General features: G+C 66.2%; 17 protein-coding genes and 1 tRNA gene. 5 read left to right on the top strand and 13 right to left on the bottom strand.

What is annotated here, in order from left to right; genetic code table 11:
- Positions 1–11: 11 nt before the first annotated feature.
- Complete coding sequence (locus tag LC060_RS01965) at positions 12–2,783, bottom strand: TonB-dependent receptor (RefSeq protein ID WP_226632231.1); 2,772 nt, start codon at positions 2,781–2,783, stop codon at positions 12–14.
- Between the two features lie 68 nt (positions 2,784–2,851).
- On the bottom strand, positions 2,852–3,805 hold the full coding sequence (locus tag LC060_RS01960) for a glycerophosphodiester phosphodiesterase family protein (RefSeq protein WP_226632230.1): 954 nt from the start codon (positions 3,803–3,805) through the stop codon (positions 2,852–2,854).
- 215 nt (positions 3,806–4,020) lie between these two features.
- Between LC060_RS01960 and LC060_RS01955 the strand changes: the two genes are divergently transcribed.
- Positions 4,021–7,350, top strand: a complete 3,330-nt coding sequence (locus LC060_RS01955; protein WP_226632229.1) for a S41 family peptidase — start codon at positions 4,021–4,023, stop codon at positions 7,348–7,350.
- 104 nt (positions 7,351–7,454) lie between these two features.
- Here the strand turns inward: LC060_RS01955 and LC060_RS01950 are convergent.
- Positions 7,455–7,528 (bottom strand) — tRNA-Gly (locus LC060_RS01950).
- Between the two features lie 200 nt (positions 7,529–7,728).
- Here LC060_RS01950 and LC060_RS01945 point away from each other — a divergent pair.
- A complete protein-coding gene (locus LC060_RS01945) occupies positions 7,729–9,108 on the top strand; it encodes a malonyl-CoA decarboxylase domain-containing protein (protein ID WP_226632228.1) in 1,380 nt (459 codons plus the stop codon).
- Positions 9,109–9,124: 16 nt separating this feature from the next.
- On the opposite strand, the gene LC060_RS01940 is transcribed toward LC060_RS01945, so the two are convergent.
- The 6 genes from LC060_RS01940 to pepN form a co-directional block, all read right to left on the bottom strand.
- Positions 9,125–9,661 carry an adenine phosphoribosyltransferase gene (locus LC060_RS01940; protein ID WP_226632227.1) on the bottom strand — a complete coding sequence of 179 codons (537 nt, stop codon included), beginning with the start codon at positions 9,659–9,661 and terminating at the stop codon, positions 9,125–9,127.
- A gap of 110 nt (positions 9,662–9,771) precedes the next feature.
- Positions 9,772–10,581 (bottom strand): cytochrome c1, encoded by an 810-nt coding sequence (locus LC060_RS01935; protein WP_226632226.1) that lies wholly within the window; start codon positions 10,579–10,581, stop codon positions 9,772–9,774.
- 30 nt (positions 10,582–10,611) lie between these two features.
- Entirely contained in the window at positions 10,612–11,895 is a 1,284-nt protein-coding gene (locus LC060_RS01930) for a cytochrome b (protein ID WP_226632225.1), read from the bottom strand.
- Between the two features lie 23 nt (positions 11,896–11,918).
- Entirely contained in the window at positions 11,919–12,452 is a 534-nt protein-coding gene (gene petA, locus LC060_RS01925; protein ID WP_226632224.1) for a ubiquinol-cytochrome c reductase iron-sulfur subunit, read from the bottom strand.
- A gap of 263 nt (positions 12,453–12,715) precedes the next feature.
- Positions 12,716–13,498, bottom strand: coding sequence for a peptidoglycan editing factor PgeF (gene pgeF, locus LC060_RS01920; RefSeq protein ID WP_226632223.1), 783 nt, complete (start codon positions 13,496–13,498; stop codon positions 12,716–12,718).
- Positions 13,491–16,145 carry an aminopeptidase N gene (gene pepN / locus LC060_RS01915; protein ID WP_226632221.1) on the bottom strand — a complete coding sequence of 885 codons (2,655 nt, stop codon included), beginning with the start codon at positions 16,143–16,145 and terminating at the stop codon, positions 13,491–13,493. Before pepN ends, pgeF begins: the two co-directional genes overlap by 8 nt.
- Positions 16,146–16,253: 108 nt before the next feature.
- On the opposite strand from pepN, the gene LC060_RS01910 reads away from it, so the two are divergent.
- Complete coding sequence (locus LC060_RS01910) at positions 16,254–17,099, top strand: SDR family NAD(P)-dependent oxidoreductase (RefSeq protein WP_226632219.1); 846 nt, start codon at positions 16,254–16,256, stop codon at positions 17,097–17,099.
- On the opposite strand, the gene LC060_RS01905 is transcribed toward LC060_RS01910, so the two are convergent.
- Positions 17,009–17,914: a DMT family transporter gene (locus LC060_RS01905; RefSeq protein ID WP_226632217.1), complete on the bottom strand. Its 906-nt coding sequence runs from the start codon at positions 17,912–17,914 to the stop codon at positions 17,009–17,011. The two genes, LC060_RS01910 and LC060_RS01905, sit on opposite strands and share 91 nt — an antisense overlap.
- Before the next feature lie 28 nt (positions 17,915–17,942).
- On the bottom strand, positions 17,943–18,938 hold the full coding sequence (locus tag LC060_RS01900) for a threonine aldolase family protein (protein WP_226633578.1): 996 nt from the start codon (positions 18,936–18,938) through the stop codon (positions 17,943–17,945).
- 73 nt (positions 18,939–19,011) lie between these two features.
- On the opposite strand from LC060_RS01900, the gene LC060_RS01895 reads away from it, so the two are divergent.
- Positions 19,012–19,311 carry a GNAT family N-acetyltransferase gene (locus LC060_RS01895; RefSeq protein ID WP_226632215.1) on the top strand — a complete coding sequence of 100 codons (300 nt, stop codon included), beginning with the start codon at positions 19,012–19,014 and terminating at the stop codon, positions 19,309–19,311.
- Between the two features lie 204 nt (positions 19,312–19,515).
- The gene (locus tag LC060_RS01890; protein ID WP_226632214.1) at positions 19,516–20,967 is read left to right on the top strand and encodes an NAD-dependent succinate-semialdehyde dehydrogenase; all 1,452 of its coding nucleotides are present in this window, start codon (positions 19,516–19,518) and stop codon (positions 20,965–20,967) included.
- A 65-nt stretch (positions 20,968–21,032) separates the two neighbouring features.
- On the opposite strand, the gene LC060_RS01885 is transcribed toward LC060_RS01890, so the two are convergent.
- Together LC060_RS01885 and LC060_RS01880 are read right to left on the bottom strand one after the other, a co-directional pair.
- Positions 21,033–21,977 (bottom strand): hypothetical protein, encoded by a 945-nt coding sequence (locus LC060_RS01885; RefSeq protein ID WP_226632212.1) that lies wholly within the window; start codon positions 21,975–21,977, stop codon positions 21,033–21,035.
- Between the two features lie 277 nt (positions 21,978–22,254).
- Positions 22,255–22,623: a hypothetical protein gene (locus tag LC060_RS01880; protein ID WP_039389214.1), complete on the bottom strand. Its 369-nt coding sequence runs from the start codon at positions 22,621–22,623 to the stop codon at positions 22,255–22,257.
- Between the last annotated feature and the right edge of the window lie 148 nt (positions 22,624–22,771).

Below are 22,771 nucleotides of genomic sequence, written 5' to 3'. Positions count from 1 at the left end.
CCCGTGCGCGATCAGAAGCGCGCGTTGACGCCCAGCCAAAGAGTGCGGCCCTTCTGCGCGCGCTCGGCAAGCAGCTGGCCATCGGGCATCTTGCGGAAGTACTCGATGTCGGTCTTGGTCAGGTTCTGCCCCTCGGCGATCACGGTCACCCCCTCCAGGACCTTGAGGCGGATCTGGGCGGAGAGTTCGCTGCGGTGCCTCGAGTGGATATCGAAGAGCTGCGAGTCCTCGTTGATCGACTTCAGGTAGTCGCCCACGTAGCTGTAGGCGAGCGAGGCGCCGAACACGCTGTCCTCATAGGAAAGCGAGGCGTTGGCGAGGAACTCGGGCTGGCCTTCCAGGCCATCGACGTGGCGGGTCGTCTCATCGGCCTGGATCACCGTCTGCTTGCCCTTGATGTAGGTCGCATTGGCGTTGAGTACGAAGTTGCCCAGGAAGCCCGGCGCGATGTCGCGGAAGTCCTGGCGGGCCGAGACCTCGACGCCCTTGAGCGAAGCACTCTCCGCATTCATCGGGGTGGTGATGCGCGCGGTATAGAGGTCGCCCTGGTACTCGAAGCCATCGACCGAGATGTTCTGGGTGAAGATGAGGTTCTTGATGTCCTTGTAGAAGGCCGCGACCGACAGCATCGAGCCCCGGGTCGGGTACCATTCGAGCGAGAGATCGAAGTTGTTCGAGGTGCGCGGCTTGAGGTCCGCGTTGCCGCGCGTCACCGAGATAATGTTGTCGCCCTCGACCTCGTCGGGAAGGCCGATCGATTCCGAGATCGCATAGTAGTTGAAGTTGGGGCGCCCGATCGTCTTGGAGTAGCCTGCACGCAGCACCACGTCGCTCTCGAAACGGTAGCTCGCGATGACCGAGGGCAGGAGGTACTGGTAGGTCGCCCGGCGATGCCCCTCGCTGTAACTGTCGGCATCCTGCACGCCGCCCACCAGGTTGGCATCGCGCACCCACAGGTCGATGTCGTTCTCGGTCGCATCGAAACGCAGACCGGCCAGGACATTGAAGTTCTCGGTACGGTAGCGCGCCTGCGCGTAGGCGGCGTAGACCTTTTCATTCAGTTCGTAGTCGGAGGAGATGTTGGTGTCGCTGTCGTCCTGGACGTCGGTATACCCCGCCGCTTCCCAGGCCGCGCGCACCGCCTCGTCGTTGATAAGGAGGAAGTCGATGCGCGGGTCGGTGGTGGTCAGGCGGTCGGGACGGTCATAGCCGACCAGCGTGATACGATCGCCGTTTCCATCGTAAAGGTTGCCCGCAAAGCGATCCTGGTCGTAGCTCTGGTCGGTGTTCTGAAAGCTCGCGCCAAGGTTGAAGCCCAGGCCATAGTCGTCCGCGGCAAAGTTCTGGCCCACATCAAGCCCCACGAAGGTCAGGTCCTGCGCGGCACGCTGGGTGATGTGCTGAATATAGCTTTCGTTGTAGGTCGCCGGATCGTTGACGTAATCCGGGTTGAGGAGGGTCAGCTGCGGGTTGGCGCTCGACAGGTCGTAGGCGAAGGCGCCCTCTTCGTTGTAGTCGCCTTGAAACTTGGAGCGGTCGCGAATCGTGTTGAGGCGCGCGCGCGAATGGGTGGCCTTGAGGCTGGCGTCGAAACCGCCGCCCAGTTCCTGCTCGACAAGGCCTGAGACCACGAAAGTCTCTCGCTTCTGGGGCTGGTGCGAATAGCCCAGCGCGGTGCGGCCCATGGCCCAGGTGCCCGAGGTCGCATCTTGCGCGACCAGACCGGCGCTGTCGCGCGACTGCGCGAGGTACTCGTTCCGGACCTCGTCCTCCTTCTGGTAGAAGTAGCCGGTATAGAGCGAGGCGTAGGTGGCCGTGCCCGGATCGTATTCGAGCTTCATCACGCCCGAGGCGCGCTCGACGCTGTCGGTATAGGCGAAGATCTGGTTGCGCGCCGCGGCCGACCAGCCGTTGGTGGTCGACAGGTCGTTGTAGTCGCTGATTTCCTCGCCGTTGTCGTCATAGAGCAGGTAGCTGGAATCGACCGCGCCCGGCTTGTAGTCGTAGTTGCTCGAATTGTAGCGCGCGTAGGAGCCCGAGAGGACGACGCCGAAATCGCGGTTGGCGCCGAACACGCTCGAATAGGTGAGGTCGCCGCGGAAGTTCTGGCCCTGGTCCTTGTGCGCGAACTGGCCTGCGGTGCTGTTGTCGCCGACCGAAGCGCGCGCAACGACAGTGGTCTTGCCGGTATCGAAGGCGCTCGCCGTGATGAGGTCAAGCTGGCCGCTCAGCGCATGGGGATCGAGGTTCGCGGTGATCGTCTTGGCCGCATCGATCCGGCTGACGAACGAGGGCGGCAGCAGTTCGATGCGCGCGCCGCGGCTGCTTGAAGAGGTCGTCGCGAGCGGCATGCCGTCGATGGTGACGATGTTGTAGCTGGACCCGATACCGCGGATCATGACGCTCTCGGCAAGGTCGGGCGAACGATCATTCGAGGTGGCAAAGTCGGGCACGAGGGCCACACCGACGATGCGCTGGGCGACCTGCGCAATGGTGAGGTCGGGCAGGAGACCGGCCTGATCCTGCGCGATGGAGTCGCGGATGCCGACCGCATCGCGCTTGGCCTCGATGGCCGCGACGTTGGACGAGCGGTAGCCGGTCACGAGGATCGCCTCTTCGGCGGTATCCTCGTTGGCGCGGTGACGGCGCGCGGTCTCGGGCTCCTCACCGGCCTGCGCCGTGGTGCTGGCATTGGCCGACTGGGCATGGAGCGGGGCTGTGGCCAGCATGGCGGCAAGCGCGGGAAGAGCGGCGGTCAGGCCAAGAACATGGATGCGTTTCATGGATACAACTGTCCTGTGAAGCAAAAAGCAGGTTCGAAAAGTCAGCGGTAAAAGGGAGTGGGCACGCCTTAGCTTGGCGTGCAGGCGAAGCTGCGCAGGCCGCTTCGCGAAAGGTAATCCTTGAGGATGCCGGGATGGTCGGTCTGGATCGCGTCGACACCGTAGGCGACAAGGCGCCCCCACACGGCGTCCGGGTCCTCCAGTGCGGCGCGGTCGTCGTAAACCCGCCCCGCCAGGCTGTTGACCCAGTAGCGCGCACAGCGAGCGCGCAGCGCGTCGGTCAGGCGCGGCAGGAACCCCTGCGTCTTGACGTCGATCTCATAGCTGACGGGCGCGAGCGCGTCGTAGGACGCGACCGTCGCGACAGGGGCATCCGCCATGCCCGGCTCGCGCAGGATCGGCTGGAAGTGGACGTCCCGGACGAAAGGCGCGCGCTGCGCGATCTCGGAGGCCGAAGCTTCGGCCTTGAACAGGACGTGGCCGCGCAGGCCTGCCTCATCCACGATACGCAGGAGAACGGCCGGGTCGACCGCCTTGGCATCGAGGTTGACGAGGACCTCGCCGCCGGTCGCCGCAAGCGCTTCGGCCAGCGTGGGAATGCGCCGCTCGGTCACGGCGCCCGTCCTGCCCATGCCTTCGCGCAAGTGCAGCGCGCGCAGGTCCTCCAGCGTCAGATCGGCAACCCGGCCCGTACCGTCCGTGGTGCGCGCAACATCGGCGTCGTGCATCAGCACCGGCACCCCGTCGCGGCTGGTGCGCACGTCGATCTCGACCATGTCGATCCCCATCGCGCGGCACTGCGCAATCGCATCGAGGCTGTTTTCCGAGGTCGCCTTCCAGCAGCCCCGATGCGCAACGACCATCACCTGCCCATCGGGCCCGGCCAACCGCCGGACAAGCTCGGCGCTCCGCGCGGAGGGCGTGGCCGCCAGGATCGGCTGCGCCAGTTGCGGAAGTATGGCAAGACTACAGGCTGCAAGAACGCCGAGCGCTCCTGCACGCACTTTCGTGGCAGAAATCACGTCTGACCCCCCGGTCACTCGCGCGGCGTGCGCCGCGTTCGAAAGGGAGACGTGGCGGCTCCCAAAATCTGACAGGCCGGGGCCATTTTTTTTGGAGGCACAGGAGATCCCTTGCTGGCGACAGGACTGCGGACGCCGGGTTCCCGGTCATTGCCTATCGGGCAGCCCCCCGGCATGGTCCCGCGCAATTCCAGACAAAAAGGGGCCCCCAACCCATGAAGACCATGCGCTTTCTCACCTGCAGTCTGCTTGCCCTTGGCGCCGCGACCGCCGCAACCAGCGGGCACGCGGAGGACGGTTTCTACCAGTATCCCAGCGCGCGCGGTGACGTCCTGGTCTTTGCCAGCGAGGGCGACTTGTGGCGCACCGGGCGCGAGGGCGGCAGCGCGATCCGCCTTACCAACCATCCCGCCGAAGAGACCGACGCCCACATCTCGCCCGACGGGACCATGGTCGCCTTCACCGCCAGCTACGACAGCGACCAGGATGTCTATGTCATGCCCGTCGCCGGAGGGACGCCGCGCCGCCTGACCTTTGAGGGCGGCCTGCTGCGCACGGTCGGCTGGACGCCCGACGGCCGCGTCATCTATTCCTCGCGGCTGACCGGAGGCGGCCAGGGTGAAATCCTCTACACCGTCGCCCCCACCGGCGGCGAAGCGACGCCCATCCCGCTGTGGCGCGCCAACGATGCAACCTATGGCACAGACGGCACCACGCTGTTCTTCAGCCGCCGGGGCCTGACCGCCCGCGCGCGCGATCACGCCGTGCTCTACCGCGGCGGCGGCATGGCGCAACTGTGGCGCTGGGACGGCGGCGCAGCGGACGAGGCCGTCCAGCTCCTGCCCAATTTCGGCGCGCCGATCCGCTTTCCCATGGCCGCTGACGGCAAGGTCTACTTCATCTCCGACAAGAGCGGCGGCGATGCAATCTGGTCGGTGAACGAGGATGGTACAGGCGCGGCCCAGCTCTCGCAAGAGATGCCCTTCCCCGTTCTCCAGGCAGGCCTCGATGGCGACGCGATCTACCTTCAGAACGGCGCCGACATCCACGTCTTCTCGCGCACCGACGCCAACCTCCACACCCTTGCCATCGATATCGTCACCGACCGCGCGCAGACCCGCCTTCGCGCGATTGCAGATCCGATGTCGCAGCTGGAAGGCGCGCATATCTCTCCTTCGGGCGAGAGCGTTGCGGTGACCGCGCGCGGCCGGGTCGCCCTCGCCGCACCCGGAGCCTTGCGCCGGGTCGAGTTCGCCGTACCTCTCACCGCCCGCGCCCGCCAGGCCGTCGCCGGCCCTGAGGGCAAGCGCGTGTTCATGATCCTGGACCAGGGCGAGCAGGGCGATATCTACGCCATGTCCGCCGATGGATCGGGCAAGCCGGTTGCCATCACCCATGGCTATGACGCGCACATCTGGTCCTTCGCCGTGGCGCCGGACGGCAAGACTCTGGTGTTGTGGGACAAGCAGGCCCGCCTGCAGAAGGTCGACATCGCCAGCGGCAAGGTCACCCTGCTCGCCCGCAACGAGACGGGTGATGACCAACCCTTCCACGATCTCGCCTTCGCGCCCGGCTCCACCCATATCGCCTACGCCGAAGTCGCACGCGCGAACAATGCCAACACCGCCGACATCTTCGTTCAGGACCTTGCCACGGGCGCCCGCGTCCAGGCGACCTCCAGCAAGTACAACGACTATGCTCCCGCCTTCGCGCACGATGGTGCCTGGCTCTATTTCCTCTCGGACCGCAACTTCGCGCCGACGCCGGGCAGCCCCTGGGGCGACCGAAACATGGGCGTTGCCTTCCCCGACCGGGGCGAGATCCACGCGCTCCAGCTCGATCCGTCCGCGCCCTTCCGCTTTAGCGAGGACAACGAACTGACCCGCAGCGCTGAAGAGGTAAAGCCCTCCTCCTCAAAGCGCTCCGACGAGGCTGCAAAGGAAAAGGACGAAGACGACACGGCCACCAAGCCCGCCCGCATCGTGATGGACGGCCTCGCCGCGCGCCTCTACAAACTGCCCACCGCGCCCGGCATGTCCGGCCTGCTGCTGGCCTCCAAGGATTTCCTCTATACCCGCAAGGGTGAGGATCTGGTCTCGATCGCCATCGACAAGCGCGATCCCAAGCTGGAAACCTTCGCCGAAGGGGCGCTCGGCGCCGAGCTCTCAAGCGATGGCAAGACGCTCCTTGTCGCGCGCGGATCGCGCGAGAAGCCCGAACTTGCCCTCGTTCCCGCCAAGGCCGAGCTGCCCGACGATATCGCGCCTGAGACCGTGCGGCTCGACGACTGGCGCCTCGCCATCGACCCGGTCTCCGAATGGCGCCAGATGTTCGTCGATGCCTGGCGCATGCACCGCGATTTCGCCTACGATCCGGCCCTGCGCGGGGTCGATTGGAACGACGTGCGCGCCCGTATCGAGCCGTTCCTTGATCGCATCGGCCACCGCGCGGAGCTCAATACCCTCCTTGGCCTCATGGCCTCGCAGCTCGGCATTCTCCATAGTCAGGTCCGTCCAGGCGACCTGCCGAGCGATCCGGAAAACAGCGCCATGGCCTTCCTCGGCGCCAGCTACGTGCCGGTTTCCGGCGGCCTTCGCATCGAGGAGATCTGGCGCACCGAGGCCGACCTTGTCGCGCTGCGCCCGCCGCTGCGGCGCCCGGGTGTCGACGTGCGTGCAGAAGACGTGATCCGCCGCGTCGATGGACGTCCCATCGCCTCGCTCGCCGAGTTGCGCCGCGAACTCGCGGGCAAGGCCGGACAGGAAGTCCGCCTCGACCTCACCCGCGCAGGCACCGCGATGAGCGCCATTGTCGAGCCGATGACGCAGGACGGCGAAGTCATGGCAAGCTACCGCGATTTCGTGGAGGGACGCCGCCTTGCCACACAGGGGCTGTCGGACGGCAAGGTCGGCTACCTGCACCTGCGCGCCATGGGCCCGGACGATATCGCCAGCTTCGCGCGCGACTACTTCGCCCAGCTGGACAAGGATGGCCTCATCATCGACGTGCGCGGCAACAGCGGCGGCAATATCGACAGCCTCATCATCGGCATGCTGATGCGCCGTCCCTGGGCCTTCTGGGCCAGGCCCGACGGCTCGGGCGTGCCCACCACCAACATGCAGAACGCCTACCGCGGCCACGTCGCGGTGCTGATCGACGAGCGCACCTACTCCGATGGCGAGACCTTTGCCGCCGCGATCAAGTCGCTGGGCATCGCGCCGCTGGTGGGTACGCGCACGGCGGGCGCAGGCATCTGGCTCTCCGACCGCAACCGCCTCTCCGACAAGGGCGCGGTGCGCATCGCCGAGAACGCCCAGTACGCCGCCGACGGCAGCTGGATCGTCGAGGGACACGGCATCGCGCCCGACATCGAGGTGGAGAACAGCCCGCACGCCGCGTTCGAGGGGCGCGACGCGCAGCTTGAAAGCGCCGTTGCCCTCCTCCAGCGGCAAATCGAACACGAGCCGGTGCGCCCGCTCATCCCGCAGCCCCTGCCTCCGCTCGGCACCCCGGCAGGTGACGTCACCCCGCCTTCCTCGCGCTAGGCGCCAAGGCACCGCAGCGGGGATCGCCCCGGTGCGGTGCCACAGGCGCGTGCAAAAGCGGCCTGAAACGGCATGGACGAACATCAATTTGAGAAGAAAGAGCGTGGAGCGGGTAAGGGGAATCGAACCCCTCTAGCTAGCTTGGAAGGCTAGAGCATTACCACTATGCTATACCCGCAACGCCGGCCTGACAGCGCGCCGGGCGCTGCCAAGGCGAGCCGCTTGCCACGACAGCGCGCGTCTAGTCAACATATCTTTTCACATGCCCGGCGCTTGCCCCCAGTGCCGCTACGGGTCTCGGCTCAGCGCGCGCCGGTTCCCGCCCCTTCCCGCGACTGGTAGACTGCTAGCGTCCCAGACGAGGAGGAGCGAATCGCCATGGCCACGACGCATCCCGACCGCACATCCCCACCCCTGCCAGCGCCAGCGGCCTCGGCGGCCAACGCAGCCTCGGCCCGGCTGCGCAAGCCGCTCGACCTGCTGCTGGGGGCGGGGCTTGGCAAACTGCTGCGCAGCGTCGGGATCGGACAGCCCAGCGCGCCGGGCGAAAACCTTCTCGACCTTGCCGATGCCCTTCTCTCGGTGCGCGGACGTGCCTCGGGCCCCTCCCTCGCCGCCGCCTTCTTCCGCCTTTACGAAAGCCGCTCGCAAGACCAGCGCCGCCGCTTTCTGGAAACCATTCACGAGCGCCATCCCCTCGATGCCCATGCCATCGACAAGGCCATCGCGCAGTGGCAGGCCAAGCGCGACGAGGCTTCGGGCCTTGCCCTTCATGCGGCCAGCAAGTCGCCCTGCCGCCGCCTCATCAACCTTCTCAACACCGCGCCCGAGGGCACGCAGAAGCTGCTTTGGCTGCGCGAGGACCTGCTGTCGGTCACCCGGGACGAGCGTTCGGCGGGCCTCCTTGCCTTCGACCGCGAACTCGAAGGCGCCTTTACCGCCTGGTTCAACGCAGGCTTCCTCGAATTGCGCCGCATCGGCTGGGATTCGCCTGCGGTCCTGCTCGAACGCATCATCCGCTACGAGGCGGTCCATGCCATTCGCGGCTGGGACGACCTGCAACGCCGGGTCGAGCCTGTCGACCGGCGCTGCTACGCCTTCTTCCACCCCCAGATGCCGCTCGACCCGTTGATCTTTGTGGAGGTCGCCCTGACCCGCGAAGTCCCGGGCGCCATCCACGAGGTCATTGCCGAGGAACGCGAGAGCGTGCCCGTCGCCGAGGCGAAGTGCGCGATCTTCTATTCGATCAGCAATTGCCAGAAGGGCCTCAAGGGCATTCCCTTCGGCAACCACCTGATCAAGCGCGTGGTCGGGCAGCTACGCGAGGAACTTCCCCACATCGAGACCTTCGCAACGCTCTCGCCCGTGCCCGGACTTGCCCGGTGGTTGGACGGGGAAGCTCCCGGCAAGGTACCTGCCCTTTCGGACGACACATTGCGCGCCGAGGCCGCGCGCTTTCTTGTCACCGCCAAGGGACGGGGCAACCAGCCGCGCGATCCGGTCGCGCGTTTCCACCTGGGCAACGGCGCCCGCCTCGAGGCGATCCATGCCAATGCCGACATCTCCCCCAACGGGGTGAAGCAATCGCGCGGCATCATGGTCAACTATCTCTATGACCTCGACTACATCGAGGCCAACTGCTTTGCTCTCGCCGAGATGGGCACCGTCGCGACCTCGAGAAAGGTCCGCGCGCTGCTTGACGAGGGCAGCGACGAAGAGAGTGGAGGCAAGCGCAGGAAGTCGGCCGAAGCGGCCTGACGGGCTCTCCGCAGCCTTAGTGCCCAGGATAGTCGAGCAGCGCCTCGACCGCGACCCCGGCACTGCGCAGACGCTCGGCGCCCCCCAGATCGGGAAGGTCGACGAGGAACAGCGCCTCGGCGACAATGCCGCCTGCCCGGCGCAGAAGCTCGCAGGCGGCAAGGGCCGTCCCGCCCGTCGCCAGAAGATCGTCGATAAGGACGATGCGGCTGCCGTCCGCCACGGCGCCCGGATCGACCTCCAGCGTGTCGGTGCCGTATTCCAGCGCGTAGTCGATGGCGAGCACGGGTACGGGCAGCTTGCCGGGTTTGCGCACGGGAATGAAGGGCATGGCCAGCTTCGCCGCGATGGCCGCGCCGAAGATGAAGCCGCGCGCCTCGATCCCGGCAATGGCCTGCCCCTCGCAGGCCCGCACCTTGTCCGCCATCATGCCAACCGCGGCGGCAAATCCCTCGCCATCACCCATCAGCGTGGTGACGTCGCGAAACAGGATGCCGGGCTTGGGAAAGTCCGGGATCGTGCGGACGAGCGGCTTCAGGTCTTCAGGCGTCACGTGGGGCTACTCCGGGAACTCGTTGAGGAACACAGCGGTGCCCCCATAGCGAAAGAACCCCTCCACCGCGAGGATGGAGGGGTTCCTTGTAACTACCAGGACGGCAAAGTTCAGTGCTTCTTGTTCGCCCAGATGTTGCGGTAGGACATGTAGCCCAGGATCGTGGCGAAGAGCAGGAAGCCCAGGATCGGCCAACCGGTCTGCTTGCGCTTGTCCATGGTCGGCTCGGCGGTCCAGATCAGGAAGGCCGAGACGTCCTTCGCCATCTGGTCGACCGTGGCCGGGGTGCCGTCCGAATAGGTGACCATGTCCTCCATCAGCGGTGCGGGCATCGCCAGGTTGAGGTTGGGGAAGTACGGGTTGTAGTACAGCCCATCCGGGGTCTTGGCGTCCGGGAAGTGCTCCAGCAGTTCAGCCGGCTGGTCCTGATACCCGGTCAGCAGCGAGTAGACGTAGGGTCCCCCGTCGTGACGCGCCTTGGTGATCAGCGAGAGATCGGGCGGCGAGCCCTGGCCGGCGTACATGACGGGCGGGAAGTAGTCGGTGGGCGTGCCCTCGACGGTTTCCACCATGCCGGTCATCTCGTCGTACTTGGGAATCTGGAACTGGGCCGCGATGGCCTTCACTTCCGGCTCGTTGTAGCCGATCTTTTCAAGGTCACGGAAAGCCACGTGCTTCAGGGCGTGGCAGGCCGCGCAGACTTGCTGGTAGACCTGAAAGCCGCGCTGCAGCTGCTGCTTGTCGAACGTGCCGAAGGGTCCGTCGCTGGCAAAGCTCACGTGCTTGGGATGCTCGTGGAATTCGTGCTCGGCGGTCGGCTGGGCCGGTTCGGTGGCCCAGGTATAGAACCCGAGCCCGAGGGACCAGGCCAGGGCTACCGTGAAGAACAGCCCGACGAGGATCGAGAGAATGCGTGCCATGTCTTTCGTCTCTTTCTGTCTTGCTGTTGATCAGGCCGAAGGCTCAAGCTTCGCGTCTTCGTCCTTCCCGAGGACAGCCTCGGTGATGGAGAAGGGCAGCGGCTTGGGCTTCTCGATAGCCGAGACGATCGGCAGGATGATCAGGAAGTGCGCGAAGTAGTACAGCGCGGCAATCTGGCTGATCATGACGTAGGGCTCTTCGGCCGCGGCGCCGCCGCAGTAGAACAGCACCGCCATGGTCGGGATCAGACCGAACCAGAAGAACTTCTTGTACAGCGGACGGTAGGACGACGAACGGATCGGCGACTTGTCCAGCCAGGGCAGGAAGAACCACACCAGGATGGCTCCGAACATCGCCAGCACGCCCATGAGCTTGGCCGGGATGAAGAAGAAGTCCTGGGTGAAGGCGCGCAGGATCGCGTAGAACGGCCAGAAGTACCATTCGGGCACGATGTGCGCGGGCGTCGACATCGGGTTGGCCGGAATGTAGTTGTCCGGGTGGCCCAGGTAGTTCGGCGCGAAGAACACCATGGCGCAGTAGAGGATCGCGAAGACGCCGATCGCCCAGCCGTCCTTGGCGACGTAGTAGGGGTAGAACGGAACGGTGTCGCTCTCGCTCTTCACTTCCACGCCGGTCGGGTTCGACGAGCCCGGGATGTGCAGCGCCCAGATGTGCAGGATGACCACGCCCACGATCACGAAGGGCAGCAGATAGTGCAGCGAGAAGAAGCGGTTGAGCGCCGCGTTATCCGGCGCAAAGCCGCCGAGCAGCCACTGCTGGAGCGGTTCGCCGACAAGCGGGATCGCGCTGAACAGGCCGGTGATCACCTTGGCGCCCCAGAAGCTCATCTGGCCCCAGGGAAGCACGTAGCCCATGAAGGCGGTCGCCATCATGAGAAGGAAGATCACGACGCCCAGCAGCCACACCATCTCGCGCGGCGCCTTGTAGGAGCCGAAGTAGAACCCGCGGAAGATGTGGACGTAGATGACGACGAAGAAGGCCGAGGCGCCGTTGGCGTGCGCATAGCGCATCAGCCAGCCCCAGTTCACGTCGCGCACGGTGTGCTCGATGGTGTCGAAGGCAACCTCGGTGTTCGCCGCGTAGTGCATCGCCATGACGATGCCCGTGACGATCTGCAGTACGAGGCACAGCCCCGCGAGGAAACCGAAGTTCCAGAAATAGTTGAGATTACGCGGAACCTCGTAGCCGCCACCGACGGCGTTGTAGACGAGGCGCGGCACCGGCAGGCGCTCGTCCATCCACTTCATGAAGGGATGGCTGGGAGTGTATTGCTTGGCCCAGGGAAAGCTCATGTTCTTGATCCTCTCTCTTGGGCTTAACCGATGGTCACGACAGTGTCGGACGTGAATTCGTAGTCCGGAACCTGCAGGTTCAGGGGCGCGGGGCCCTTACGGATACGGGCGGCGGTGTCGTAGTGCGAACCGTGGCAGGGGCAGAAATACCCGCCGAACTCACCGCGCGGCTCACCCTCGCCGGCGCCCAGCGGCACGCAGCCCAGGTGCGTACACACGCCCATGGTGATCAGCCAGTTGGTCTTGCCTTCCTTGGTCCGCTCTTCCAGCGTCTGCGGATCGCGCAGGCTGCCCGCGTCAACCGCGTTAGCCGCGTCGATCTCGCGCTGGGTGAGATTACGGATGAAGACCGGCTGCTTGCGGAAGATCGCCTTGATCGCCTGCCCGGTCTGCACAGAAGAGATATCGACCTCGGTGGTGGAAGCCGCGAGGACATCGGCCGAGGCCGACATCTGGCTTACCAGCGGAATGACTACCCCTATTCCGGCGACTCCTGCCGCGCTTACCGCCGCGACATTGATGAAATCGCGCCTCCGCACGCCATCTTCTTCTGCCATGTTTGCCCTTGCCTTGCTTTAGACAACCCCCCGCCAAAACCGACGCGCGCCGGAACCGACAAGGGGCCAGGTTGCTTACCTACGGTTCGCTTGGATCCCCCCAACGTACGGTACCGGAACAAGATATATCTCGTCCTCACTACCGACTTGGCACGGCTGATATACACGAAAACCAGCCCTGCCAACCGTGTTTTTGGTCAAGCAAGCCGCAAGAAAGCGCCCCGGGCGGGGTTGTAGTGGCTCTGTTCGGGGGCTGTCTTGACCTAGGTCAAGCCGATTACGGATATCTGGCGTCCGTAATTTGCCGCATCCTGATGGGTCGCCCGGCGGTACGAGAAATACCGCTCGGGCGCCGCATATGTGTCGAGCCCGAGGGCCTCGATTCGGCCCACGCCCGAGGCGGCAAGGCGCGCGGCGACATAGGCTTCGAGGTCGAACTGGTGGTGGCCCTCGCGCCCGGCGGCAAAGAAGCCCTCGTTCACAGCGTCCTCTTCCACGAAACGGCGGAAAAAGGCGTCATCAACCTCGTAGCTGCGCCGCGCGATGCACGGCCCCACGGCCGCGACGATGCGGCTGCGGTCCGCCCCCAGCGCCTCCATCGCCGCAACGGTGCTGTCGGTAACACCGGCAAAGGCGCCCTTCCAGCCCGCGTGCGCGGCGCCCAAGACACCCGCCTCGCGATCGGCCAGGAGCACCGGCGCGCAATCAGCGGTGAGGATACCCAGGAGCACGCCGGGACGGTCGGTCACCATCGCGTCGGCGCGGGGGCGCTCGGCATCGGTCCAGATGGGATCGGAAACTGGCACACAGTCGGGCGAATGGACCTGATAAACCGTAGTCAGCTGCGCTCCGGGCAGTACGGCGTCCACCACAAGCGCTCGATTCGCATCGATCTTGTCGCGGTCATCCCCCGAACCGTAGCCCACGTTGAGCCCGGCCACTTCGCCTTCGCTGACGCCGCCGCGGCGGCCAAGGAAACCGTGCGCGATCCCCTCGAGCGCCTGGGCGCGGGCGACATCGACGCCCGCCGTCTCCGGGTCAGCCAAGGCTCTTGCTCACCTGCTCGCGCACGTCGCGCGACAGATCGGGTTCCTGCGCGATACGCTCCAGCTCGGCGCGCATGAGCTTGGCGCGTACAGGCTCCACCCGGCGCCAGCGACCAAGCGAGGGCACGAAGCGCGCAGCGGTCTGCGGGTTGATCGGGTCGAGGCGGCGGATGATGTCGCCGATCATGCGATAGCCCTCGCCGCTCGGGTCGTGGAAGGCGACGGGGTTCATGGCCGCGGCCATGAAGACCGAACGCACGCGATTGGGGTTCGACATGCGGAACTCCGGGTGCTTGGCGAGCGCGCGGACGTGATCCAGCACGCGCGGGTGGAGCGAGCCCGCCTGAAGCGAGAACCACTTGTCGATGACAAGCGCGTTGCCCTCGTAGCGTGCCAGGAAGTCGGCCAGCGCTTCCTCGCGTTCGGGGCAGTCGAGGCTGGCCAGCACCATGAGCGCGCCCTGCCGGTCGGTCATGCACGAGGCCGCACGGTACTGCGCGATGCCGCGCGATGCGCCTTCGGCACTGTCGCCCGCCGCGATGTAGACAAGCGCCTGCGTCTTCACCTTGCGCGCACCGCGGGCCTCGGCTTCGCGACTGTAGGGCACCGCCGAGACGCGGTCGTGCAGGGCCTTGAGGTCGTCTGCGAAAGTCGCACCGAGCCACGCCTTGAGCCCTTCGCGCTCGGAGTGGATCGCGCCCGGGTCGGAAACGAGAAGCTGCTCGGCGAGATAGCTCTCGGCCGGGAGCAGCATCAGTTCGCCGCGCATCAGGTCGTCGAGCTCGGCGTCGGTCACGATGGCGCGGAAGGCTTCGCCAATGGCCTTACGCCCGGCGCTGCGCTGGCCTTCGTCGAGGCCGCCGCCAACCGCCGCCACAAGGTGCTGGACAACGAGGCTCTGCATCGCCTCGTAGCGGGCGAAGGGATCATCATCGCAAGCCGCGAGGAAGACGAGATCGGCATCGGGGCGCGCCATCTCGATGGCGACCGGGGCCGAGAAGCCGCGGTTGATCGAAAGCACCGGATCGGCGGGCGCGTCGGCGAAGACGAAGCGGTCCTCGGCCTTGTCGAGCACGACCAGGCTCTCGCCCGAATGGGTGCCCGTAGCGCGGTCGAACAGGGCAACGCGCAGCGGGATCGGCATGGCCTGCTTCTCGGGCTGGCCGGGTGTGGTCGGCACGGTCTGATGCAGGGTGAGGACCGCCTTGCCGTCCTCCTGCGCCAGGCTTGCCGCAACCTGCGGCGTGCCAGCCTGCGAATACCACAGGCGGAACTGCGCCAGGTCGAGCCCCGCGCCGTCCTCGATCGCCTTGACGAAATCCTCGCAGGTGGCCGCGGTGCCGTCGTGCCGGTCAAAGTAGAGATCGGTGCCCTTCCGGAAGCGCTCTTCTCCGGCCATGGTCCGCATCATGCGGATCACCTCGGCGCCCTTGTTGTAGACGGTCGCTGTGTAGAAATTGCTGATTTCCTGATAGGAATCGGGACGGATCGGGTGGGCGAGCGGGCCGGAATCCTCGGGGAACTGGGCAATGCGCAGGATCCGCACGTCCTCGATGCGCTTGACGGGTTCGGAACCCATGTCGGCGCTGAAGAGCTGGTCGCGCAGCACCGTGAAGCCTTCCTTCAGCGAAAGCTGGAACCAGTCGCGGCAGGTCACGCGGTTGCCCGACCAGTTGTGGAAGTATTCGTGCCCGATCACGCCCTCGATGGCGTCGTAGTCGGCGTCGGTCGCGGTATCGGGGTCGGCCAGCACGTAGCGCGTGTTGAAGACGTTGAGGCCCTTGTTCTCCATCGCGCCCATATTGAAATCGGACACCGCGACGATGTTGAACAGGTCAAGGTCGTACTCGCGCCCAAAGGTCTCCTCGTCCCACTTCATCGAGGCGATCAGCGAATCGAGCGCGTGCTGCGTGCGGCCTTCATCGCCCGGGCGCACCCAGACGTTGAGATCGACCTTGCGGCCAGACTTCGTGGTGAAGGTGCCGTGATTGGCAATGAGTTCGCCCGCAACCAGCGCGAAGAGGTAGCTGGGCTTGGGCCAGGGATCATGCCACTCGGCCCAGTGCGTGCCGTTCTCGCCGTCACCCTCGGCGGTGCAGTTGCCGTTGGCGAGCAGGATCGGGAAGGTCGCCTTGTCGCCCGACATGCGCACCGAATAGGTCGAGAGGACATCGGGCCGGTCGGGGAAGAAGGTGATGCGGCGAAAGCCCTCGGCCTCGCACTGCGTGCACAGCATCCCGTTGGATGCGTAGAGGCCCATGAGCTGGCTGTTGCCCGAGGGCACGAGCGCGGTCTCGATGGTGACCTCGTGCGCATCGCCGGACAGTTCGACTAGGAGATCGGGCCCGTCCATGCGCCAGTCGTTCGCGGCCTCCCCATCGACACGGACAGAGACCGGCGAGATCTGGTCGCCGTTGAGGCGCAGGGTCGCAGCACCGTTGCCTTCGGGGTTGCGCTTTACAGAGAGCGTGGAGGTGACCTTCGTCGCATCGAGACCCAGGTCGAAATCGAGCGCGATCTCGGGCACCAGCCAGGCCGGGGGCAGGTAGTCCTCGCGCCGGATCACCGGCGGAGCCTGCGGCGCGGGTGCGGCGTCCGCAGTCTGAGGGTTCTGTTCGGGCTCGGCGGGTCTGCTGGCGATGTCCATGCGCCTTATCTAGCCCTTCCCGGCGCGATTGCCAGACAGGGGAGATACGTTTTGCGCGCAAGGCGCACACTTTGTCGAATGGGCACAAGGCTGCTAGGTCCTTCCCCCATGCCTCGCTTCTTCATCTTCGGCCTCGGCTATACTGCCTCTGTCATCGCCCGCGTTCTGGAAACCAGGGGCTGGGAAGTCATCTCCACCGGCCGTTCGGGCACGCTCTCCTTCGACGATGAAGGCTCGGTGCGCACCGCGCTGGCCGATGCCGACCACGTGCTGTCCTCGGTCCCACCGGGCAAGGAAGCGCGCGGGGAGCCGCTCGATCCGGTGCTGGAAACCTATGGCGATGCGCTGAAGGGCAAGGCGCTGTCCTACCTGTCCTCGACCGGGGTCTACGGCGATGCGGGCGGGGCCTGGGTGGACGAGGCCAGCCCCATCGGCACCGGACGGCGCACCGCGCGCGCCGAAGCGGACCGGGAGTGGCAGAAACGGGGCGCGCGGGTCTATCGCCTCCCCGGCATCTATGGCCCGGGCCGCTCGATCCTCGAACGCGTGCAAGAGGGCCGCGCGCACCGCATCGACCTGCCCGGCCAGGTATTCAGCCGGGTCCACGTGGAGGATATCGCGGCGGGCGTGATCGCGGGGATCGAAAAGCCTGCGGGCGCCTATAACCTTGCCGATGACCTGCCCTGCCCACAGAACTGGCTGGTCGCGCACGCCTGCGCGCTGCTGGGCCTCCCGTTGCCCCCACTCCAGACCCTTGACGAGGCCGGGCTCTCGCCCATGGCGCGCGGCTTCTATGCCGAAAACCGGCGCGTGGCGAACGGGAAGGCCAAGCGCGTCCTGGGTTGGCGCCCGCGCTACCCGACTTACGTGGCGGGTTTGCGCGCGCTCAGCGCGACGATGAGCCCCAGCGTTGCGAGCCCCGCGCCCGTCCCGGCCAGCAGCGACCAGCGGTAACCCTCGAACACGGTCGAGAGCAGCATCGCGATGACGACGACCGCGACCCCGTTGTAGGCTGCTCGTCCCGCGCCAAGCTTGCGGATCAGTGTGTAATAGAGCGGGAAGGTCACGACCGAGCCGAAGACGGCAAGGTAGGCCGTCCCCAGCCAGTAGCGCGGCGCGGTGGGGATCACAGGCGGCCCGTCGCGCAGCCAGGCGACTGCAATATCGGCCAGCGTGCCATAGAGCATGGCCCAGGCGAGCAGGCTCACCATCGCGAGCTTGCGGCCCGTCTCATTGGCCTGGATCACATTGGAAACCGAAGCGCAGAGCATGGCCGCGAGCGCGAGCACCACGCCCAGCCAGACCGAGCCCGCCAGCGGCGCCTCGCGCGCCTCATGGAGAAGCAGGAGACCGATCCCGGCAATCGCGATCCCGCTGCCGATCAGGAACCGCTGCGTGATCGGCTGCCCCAGCAGGACCCGCGCCAGCAGTGCATTGGGCACCAGCATCAGCGCGATCATAACCGCGACGATCCCTGAGGTGAGATACATCTCGGCGCTGTAGACGAAGTTGTAGTTCCCGCAGAACTGCGTGATGCCGACCAGCATCGCCAGGACATGGCCTGCACGCCCGATCCGCAAGGGCCGCTTCATCGCGGCCGCCACCACGAACATCGCCGGCGTCGCCAGCAGGAAGCGCCAGGCGACCGACCAGCCCGCCGGGGCCGCGTCGATCTGCCCGGTGATGACCCACCAGGTCGATCCCCAGATCAGGCTGACCAGCAGGAAAGGCAGCACCACGGTCGGGCGCAGCAGCGAATCCTCGTTCATGAAAGGTGCGTGTCCATCGCCGTCGCGCCTAAAGCGCAGCGATGGCCCGCGCAAGCGCGGCGACGTCTTCGGCCTTCGCGTCCCAGGCGGTGACAAGACGCGCGGCCTCACTGCCCCAATCGTAGAAGCCGAAGCCCTGCCCGCGAAGCGCGGCGCGCTCGGCCGCAGTACAGGTCAGGAACACCTCGTTTGCCTCGACCGGGTGGAGCAGGCGCGAGCCCGCGCCCGATGCCAGCTCGGCGGCCGCCGCATTGGCGCTGCGCGCGTTCGCAAGCCACAGGTCATCCTCCAGCATGGCGAGGATCTGCGCGGCCAGGAACCGCCCCTTGGACTGCAGCTGCCCGGCGCGCTTGCGGCGAAAGCGCAAGACCTCGGCCTCCTCGGGATCGAACAGGACCACGGCTTCGGCGCCCATTGCCCCGTTCTTGATGAACCCGAAGCTCAAGGCATCGACGCCCGCGACGATATCTCCGGGTGCGACATCGAGGAACGCCGCCGCGTTGGCAAAGCGCGCGCCGTCCATGTGGAGGCCAAGTCCCTGACCACGGGCAAAGGAGGCCAATGCGGCGACCTCGTCCGGGCGGTAGACGCAGCCGTATTCACTGGCCTGCGTGATCGAGACCGCGTGGGGGTGGACCTGGTGGACGCCGTCGCGGATGCCCGAGACGGCGGCCTCCAGTACCTCGGGCGTGATCTTGGCGTGGTCCCCCTCCACCGTCATCAGCTTGGCGCCGTGAAGGAAGAAGCCGGGCGCGCCGCCCTCGTCCATCTCAATGTGCGCCTCGCGGTGGCACAGCACCGCGCCGTGGGGCTGGACCATGCTGGACAGCGCCAGGCAGTTGGCCGCCGTGCCCGTCGCCACCCAGAGCGCGGCGCATTCGCGCCCGAAAAGCTGAGAAAACGCCGCGTCGAGCGCGCGGCTGAGGCCATCGTTGTCGTAGGGCGCATCGGCGGCGTCGGCGGCCTGCATTGCCTTCCAGACGGCGGGATGGACGGCGGCGGCATTGTCGGAGAGGAACTGCATGACCATATGCCTCACCAGCGCGCCTCGACCGCGTCAAGTCCATCCGCACGCCACCTTGCCAGAAGGAGAGCCCATGGTCGGCCTCACCATCACCCGCCACGAAACCGCGACCGGGGGCGAATACCGCGCCCACCCCGCCGACAGCGAGGCACTGGGCCAGCTGACCTGGACCACGCAGCCGGGCAACCCTACGGTGCACCGCGCGGATCTCGTCCTGGTCCCCTCCGAAATCGGCGGGCGCGGGATTGCAGGACGGCTCGTCGAGGCGATGGTTGCCGACGCGCGCGAAAACCATTTCCGCATCCAGCCTTTGTGCAGCTACGTGGTGGCGGCCTTCGCGCGCCATCCCGAGTGGGCCGACGTGAAGGCCTGACACACGCCGCCAACGCACGCTTTTCATTACCGCGCAGCGAATATCTGCAAGGTTGCGCAAGGCAGGGACCGCCCACCCCCGCATGGCGTCATCCTGTGAAACAAACACCCGGCATACGCGCTTGTCCCTGGTGACACCCGCGCAAGGCCGGGACCGGCCGCAAGGCCCCGACACGACGAATACGATCAAGAGGACCCGCACGACATGGCTTATTCCGATTTCCTGAAACAGCAGTGCTATATCGATGGAAAGTGGTGCGATGCGGATTCGGGCGCGACGCTCGAGGTGACCAACCCGGGCACCGGCGAGGTCATGGGCACGGTCCCCAAAATGGGTTCGGACGAGACCAGCCGCGCCATCGACGCCGCCGAAGCCGCGCTTCCGGCCTGGCGCGCCAAGACCGCGGGCGAGCGCTCGAAGATCCTGCGCAAGCTCTACGAACTGATGATGGACGCGCAGGATGACCTGGGCGAACTGCTCAGCCGTGAACAGGGCAAGCCGCTCGCCGAAGGCAAGGGCGAGATCGCCTATGGCGCCAGCTTCATCGAATGGTTCGGCGAAGAGGCCAAGCGCGCCTATGGCGACACTATCCCCGGCCACGCGACTGATCGCCGCATCGTCGTCATCAAGCAGCCGGTCGGCGTTGTCGGCGCGATCACGCCCTGGAACTTCCCCAACGCGATGATCACCCGCAAGCTGGGCCCCGCGCTCGCGGCGGGCTGCACCATGGTCATCAAGCCGGCCTCGGCGACCCCCTACTCCGCGCTCGCCATCGCCGCGCTGTGCGAGAAAGCCGGCATTCCTGCAGGCGTCGTCAACGTGGTGACGGGCAGCGCCGGGCAGATCGGCTCGACCCTGACAGGCAGCCCCAAGGTCGCCAAGATCACCTTCACCGGATCGACCGAGATCGGCCGCCAGCTCCTCAAGGAATCGGCCGAGACCGTCAAGAAGTGCTCGATGGAGCTGGGCGGCAACGCACCTTTCCTCGTCTTCGACGACGCCGACGTGGACGCGGCCATCGAAGGCGCGATGATCTCCAAGTTCCGCAACGGCGGCCAGACCTGCGTGTGCACCAACCGCTTCTACGTGCAGGACGGCGTCTACGACGAATTCGTCGAGAAGCTGGCCGCGCGCGTGAAGGCGATGAAGGTGGGCTACGGTCTCGACGAAGGCACCGAAGTCGGCCCGCTGGTCGATGAAAAGGCCGTCGCCAAGGTCGAGGAACACCTCAAGGACGCCGTCGATGGCGGCGCGACCGTGCTGGCAGGCGGCTCGCGCAACGAGCGTGGCGGCAGCTACTTCAACCCCACCGTGGTTGCCAACGTGAAGCCCGACATGCTGCTCGCGCGCGAGGAAACCTTCGGGCCGCTCGCCGGTGTCATCCGCTTCACCGAGGAAGCCGAGGCCATCGCCATGGCCAACGACACCGAGTTCGGTCTGGCCAGCTACTTCTATGCCTCGGACATGAGCCGCGTGTGGCGCGTCGCCGAGGCGCTCGAAGCGGGCATGGTGGGTATCAACACCGGCCTCATCTCCACCGAAGTCGCCCCCTTCGGCGGCGTCAAGCAGTCGGGCCTGGGCCGCGAAGGCTCGCACTACGGGCTCGATGACTACATGGAGCTGAAGTACCTGTGCATGGGCGTGAAGCCCGCCTGACGCTTTCGCCCCGGCGAAGGAAGAACGGCCCCGGCGGAACCTTCGCGGTTCTTCCGGGGCTTTTTCTATCGAACGCCCGCACTATCGAGGTCACGAGCAAGCCGGGCCATGGCGATGCGCGCATTCGCCAGGTTCACCATCCCCCGATCGAGCGCGACAAGCACCAGGAGGCCGGGCACCTCGCCCAGAGGACGGGCGAACGCGACATGGCGGGCCGTGGTCACCGCGACCTGCTCGACACACTCCGCATCTGGCCCTGAGTCCAGCGCCTGCGTTTCGGCCCGCGCCAGTCCGGCCATGAACTGCGCGGTGCGCGGCAAGTCGAAGCCGGGCCCGCGGCGCAGCTGCGAGACCACCTCGCCCCCGGCCGTTGCAACCAGCGCCAGGCCGACCAGGCCCTCCAGCCCCGCCGCCGCGACCAGCCGCTTGCCCAGTTCGACGACCAAAGCGCGGAAGGCCGGATCATCCTGCATTGCGGCGAGTGCCTCACCCTCGAGGACGACCTGCCCTTGTGCGAGCGCCGGTGGGATCGGCAAGGGCGCGACAGGCTCCACCCGCGCCTCGATGCTGCAGCTTGCCGCGCACCAGACCATGTCCACAGTCCCCCCGTCGCTCGACACCGGCAGCAGGATGCCGCGCGCCTTTACCGCTTCGCCAAGGCGGTTGTCGAACTCGGCCTCGAACCAGATCGGCGAGCGATTGGACACGCATTGCCCGCAGTTTTCGGTGAGATGCGCCAGCAGGGTTCCAGCCGGGACATCATCGCGGCGCTCCAGCCGGGCCCCTTCCCCGCAATCCCGGCGCAGGTTCGCCCCCACGAAGGTCAGATGCGGCACCTCGCCGTCCTCGTGAACCTGCACGATCGCACTATCCGCGCGGAACGGCTCGAGAGCGCCATCCTCCATGTCCTGAAAATCGGGATAGGGACGTGACCGGGCCAGCCGAGCCCATTCATGGTAGACCTGCATCTGGAGCCGGCGCTCCACAAGGTCCTGGTCTTCACTCGTCATTCGGACTTGCGCCCCATACCACCGCACAGCCCCGAAGGACCGCCACGTTCCCCACGATCATGACGCTGCGTGCCCACGCACGCCGATCAATTCTTGGGACGCTATCTCAGGAATGTCTAAATACAACTTAAAGCGCTGTAAAATTGAACACTTTCTCACCATCCGGCGATCAGAAGGCGGTTTTCAAGGGCCCCAGACATGCAAAACCCCGGCCCAACTTGCCGTGGACCGGGGTTTGCAGAGCGGGACCATGGGCCCCGCAGCCGTGCGCGAAGGCTCAGACCTTGAGGTCGGCCTCGATGCGCGAAACCTTGAAGCGGGCCATGCCCAGGTTCGCCTTGGCCTTGTCGAGCACGAGGTAAAGGAACAGACCCTTGCCCGAATCGTCGGTGAGCGGGCGGATCATGTGGTACTGGCTCGAGAGCGAGATGAGGACGTCCTCGACTTCGTCATCCAGACCCAGTTCCTTCATGGTGGCCAGCTTGGCCTTCATCACGTTGGTGTTGCCTGCCGCCGCGACGTTGAGGTCGAGACCATTCGAATCGCCCGCGGTCGCGACCGCCATGCCGGTGGCGAGATCGACCAGCGCAACGGCCTTTGCGCCATCGATTTCAAGGCATTCGTTGAGCTTGGCTTCAAGTGACATAGGATATCCCTTTCTGGATTGAGATGTGGGCTGGGAAAGACGTGTGCAGGATGGCGGGACGCAGAGCCCCTGCTGGAGCCCGGCACCGCCAGGTACCCTTCGGAAAAATCAAAAAATGATGGACGTGCGCGCGAGCAGCAGGTCGGGC

Origin of the sequence: Novosphingobium profundi, assembly GCF_020524485.1 — a bacterium.
GTDB classification, from domain to species: Bacteria; Pseudomonadota; Alphaproteobacteria; order Sphingomonadales; family Sphingomonadaceae; genus Novosphingobium; species Novosphingobium profundi_A.
The sequence above is the reverse complement of the archived record's forward strand: the minus strand, read 5'-3'. Positions and strand labels throughout refer to the sequence as shown.

Excerpts from the sequence above, each read along its gene's own strand:
- LC060_RS01955 (WP_226632229.1), top strand. The coding sequence starts at position 4,021 with ATGAAGACCATGCGCTTTCTCACCTGCAGTCTGCTTGCCCTTGGCGCC.
- pepN (WP_226632221.1), bottom strand. The coding sequence starts at position 16,145 with ATGGACATCGCCAGCAGACCCGCCGAGCCCGAACAGAACCCTCAGACT.
- LC060_RS01885 (WP_226632212.1), bottom strand. The coding sequence starts at position 21,977 with ATGACGAGTGAAGACCAGGACCTTGTGGAGCGCCGGCTCCAGATGCAG.
- LC060_RS01900 (WP_226633578.1), bottom strand. The coding sequence starts at position 18,938 with ATGCAGTTCCTCTCCGACAATGCCGCCGCCGTCCATCCCGCCGTCTGG.
- LC060_RS01930 (WP_226632225.1), bottom strand. The coding sequence starts at position 11,895 with ATGAGCTTTCCCTGGGCCAAGCAATACACTCCCAGCCATCCCTTCATG.
- LC060_RS01895 (WP_226632215.1), top strand. The coding sequence starts at position 19,012 with ATGGTCGGCCTCACCATCACCCGCCACGAAACCGCGACCGGGGGCGAA.
- LC060_RS01935 (WP_226632226.1), bottom strand. The coding sequence starts at position 10,581 with ATGGCACGCATTCTCTCGATCCTCGTCGGGCTGTTCTTCACGGTAGCC.
- LC060_RS01890 (WP_226632214.1), top strand. The coding sequence starts at position 19,516 with ATGGCTTATTCCGATTTCCTGAAACAGCAGTGCTATATCGATGGAAAG.
- petA (WP_226632224.1), bottom strand. The coding sequence starts at position 12,452 with ATGGCAGAAGAAGATGGCGTGCGGAGGCGCGATTTCATCAATGTCGCG.
- LC060_RS01965 (WP_226632231.1), bottom strand. The coding sequence starts at position 2,783 with ATGAAACGCATCCATGTTCTTGGCCTGACCGCCGCTCTTCCCGCGCTT.
- LC060_RS01905 (WP_226632217.1), bottom strand. The coding sequence starts at position 17,914 with ATGAACGAGGATTCGCTGCTGCGCCCGACCGTGGTGCTGCCTTTCCTG.
- LC060_RS01910 (WP_226632219.1), top strand. The coding sequence starts at position 16,254 with ATGCCTCGCTTCTTCATCTTCGGCCTCGGCTATACTGCCTCTGTCATC.
- LC060_RS01880 (WP_039389214.1), bottom strand. The coding sequence starts at position 22,623 with ATGTCACTTGAAGCCAAGCTCAACGAATGCCTTGAAATCGATGGCGCA.
- LC060_RS01945 (WP_226632228.1), top strand. The coding sequence starts at position 7,729 with ATGGCCACGACGCATCCCGACCGCACATCCCCACCCCTGCCAGCGCCA.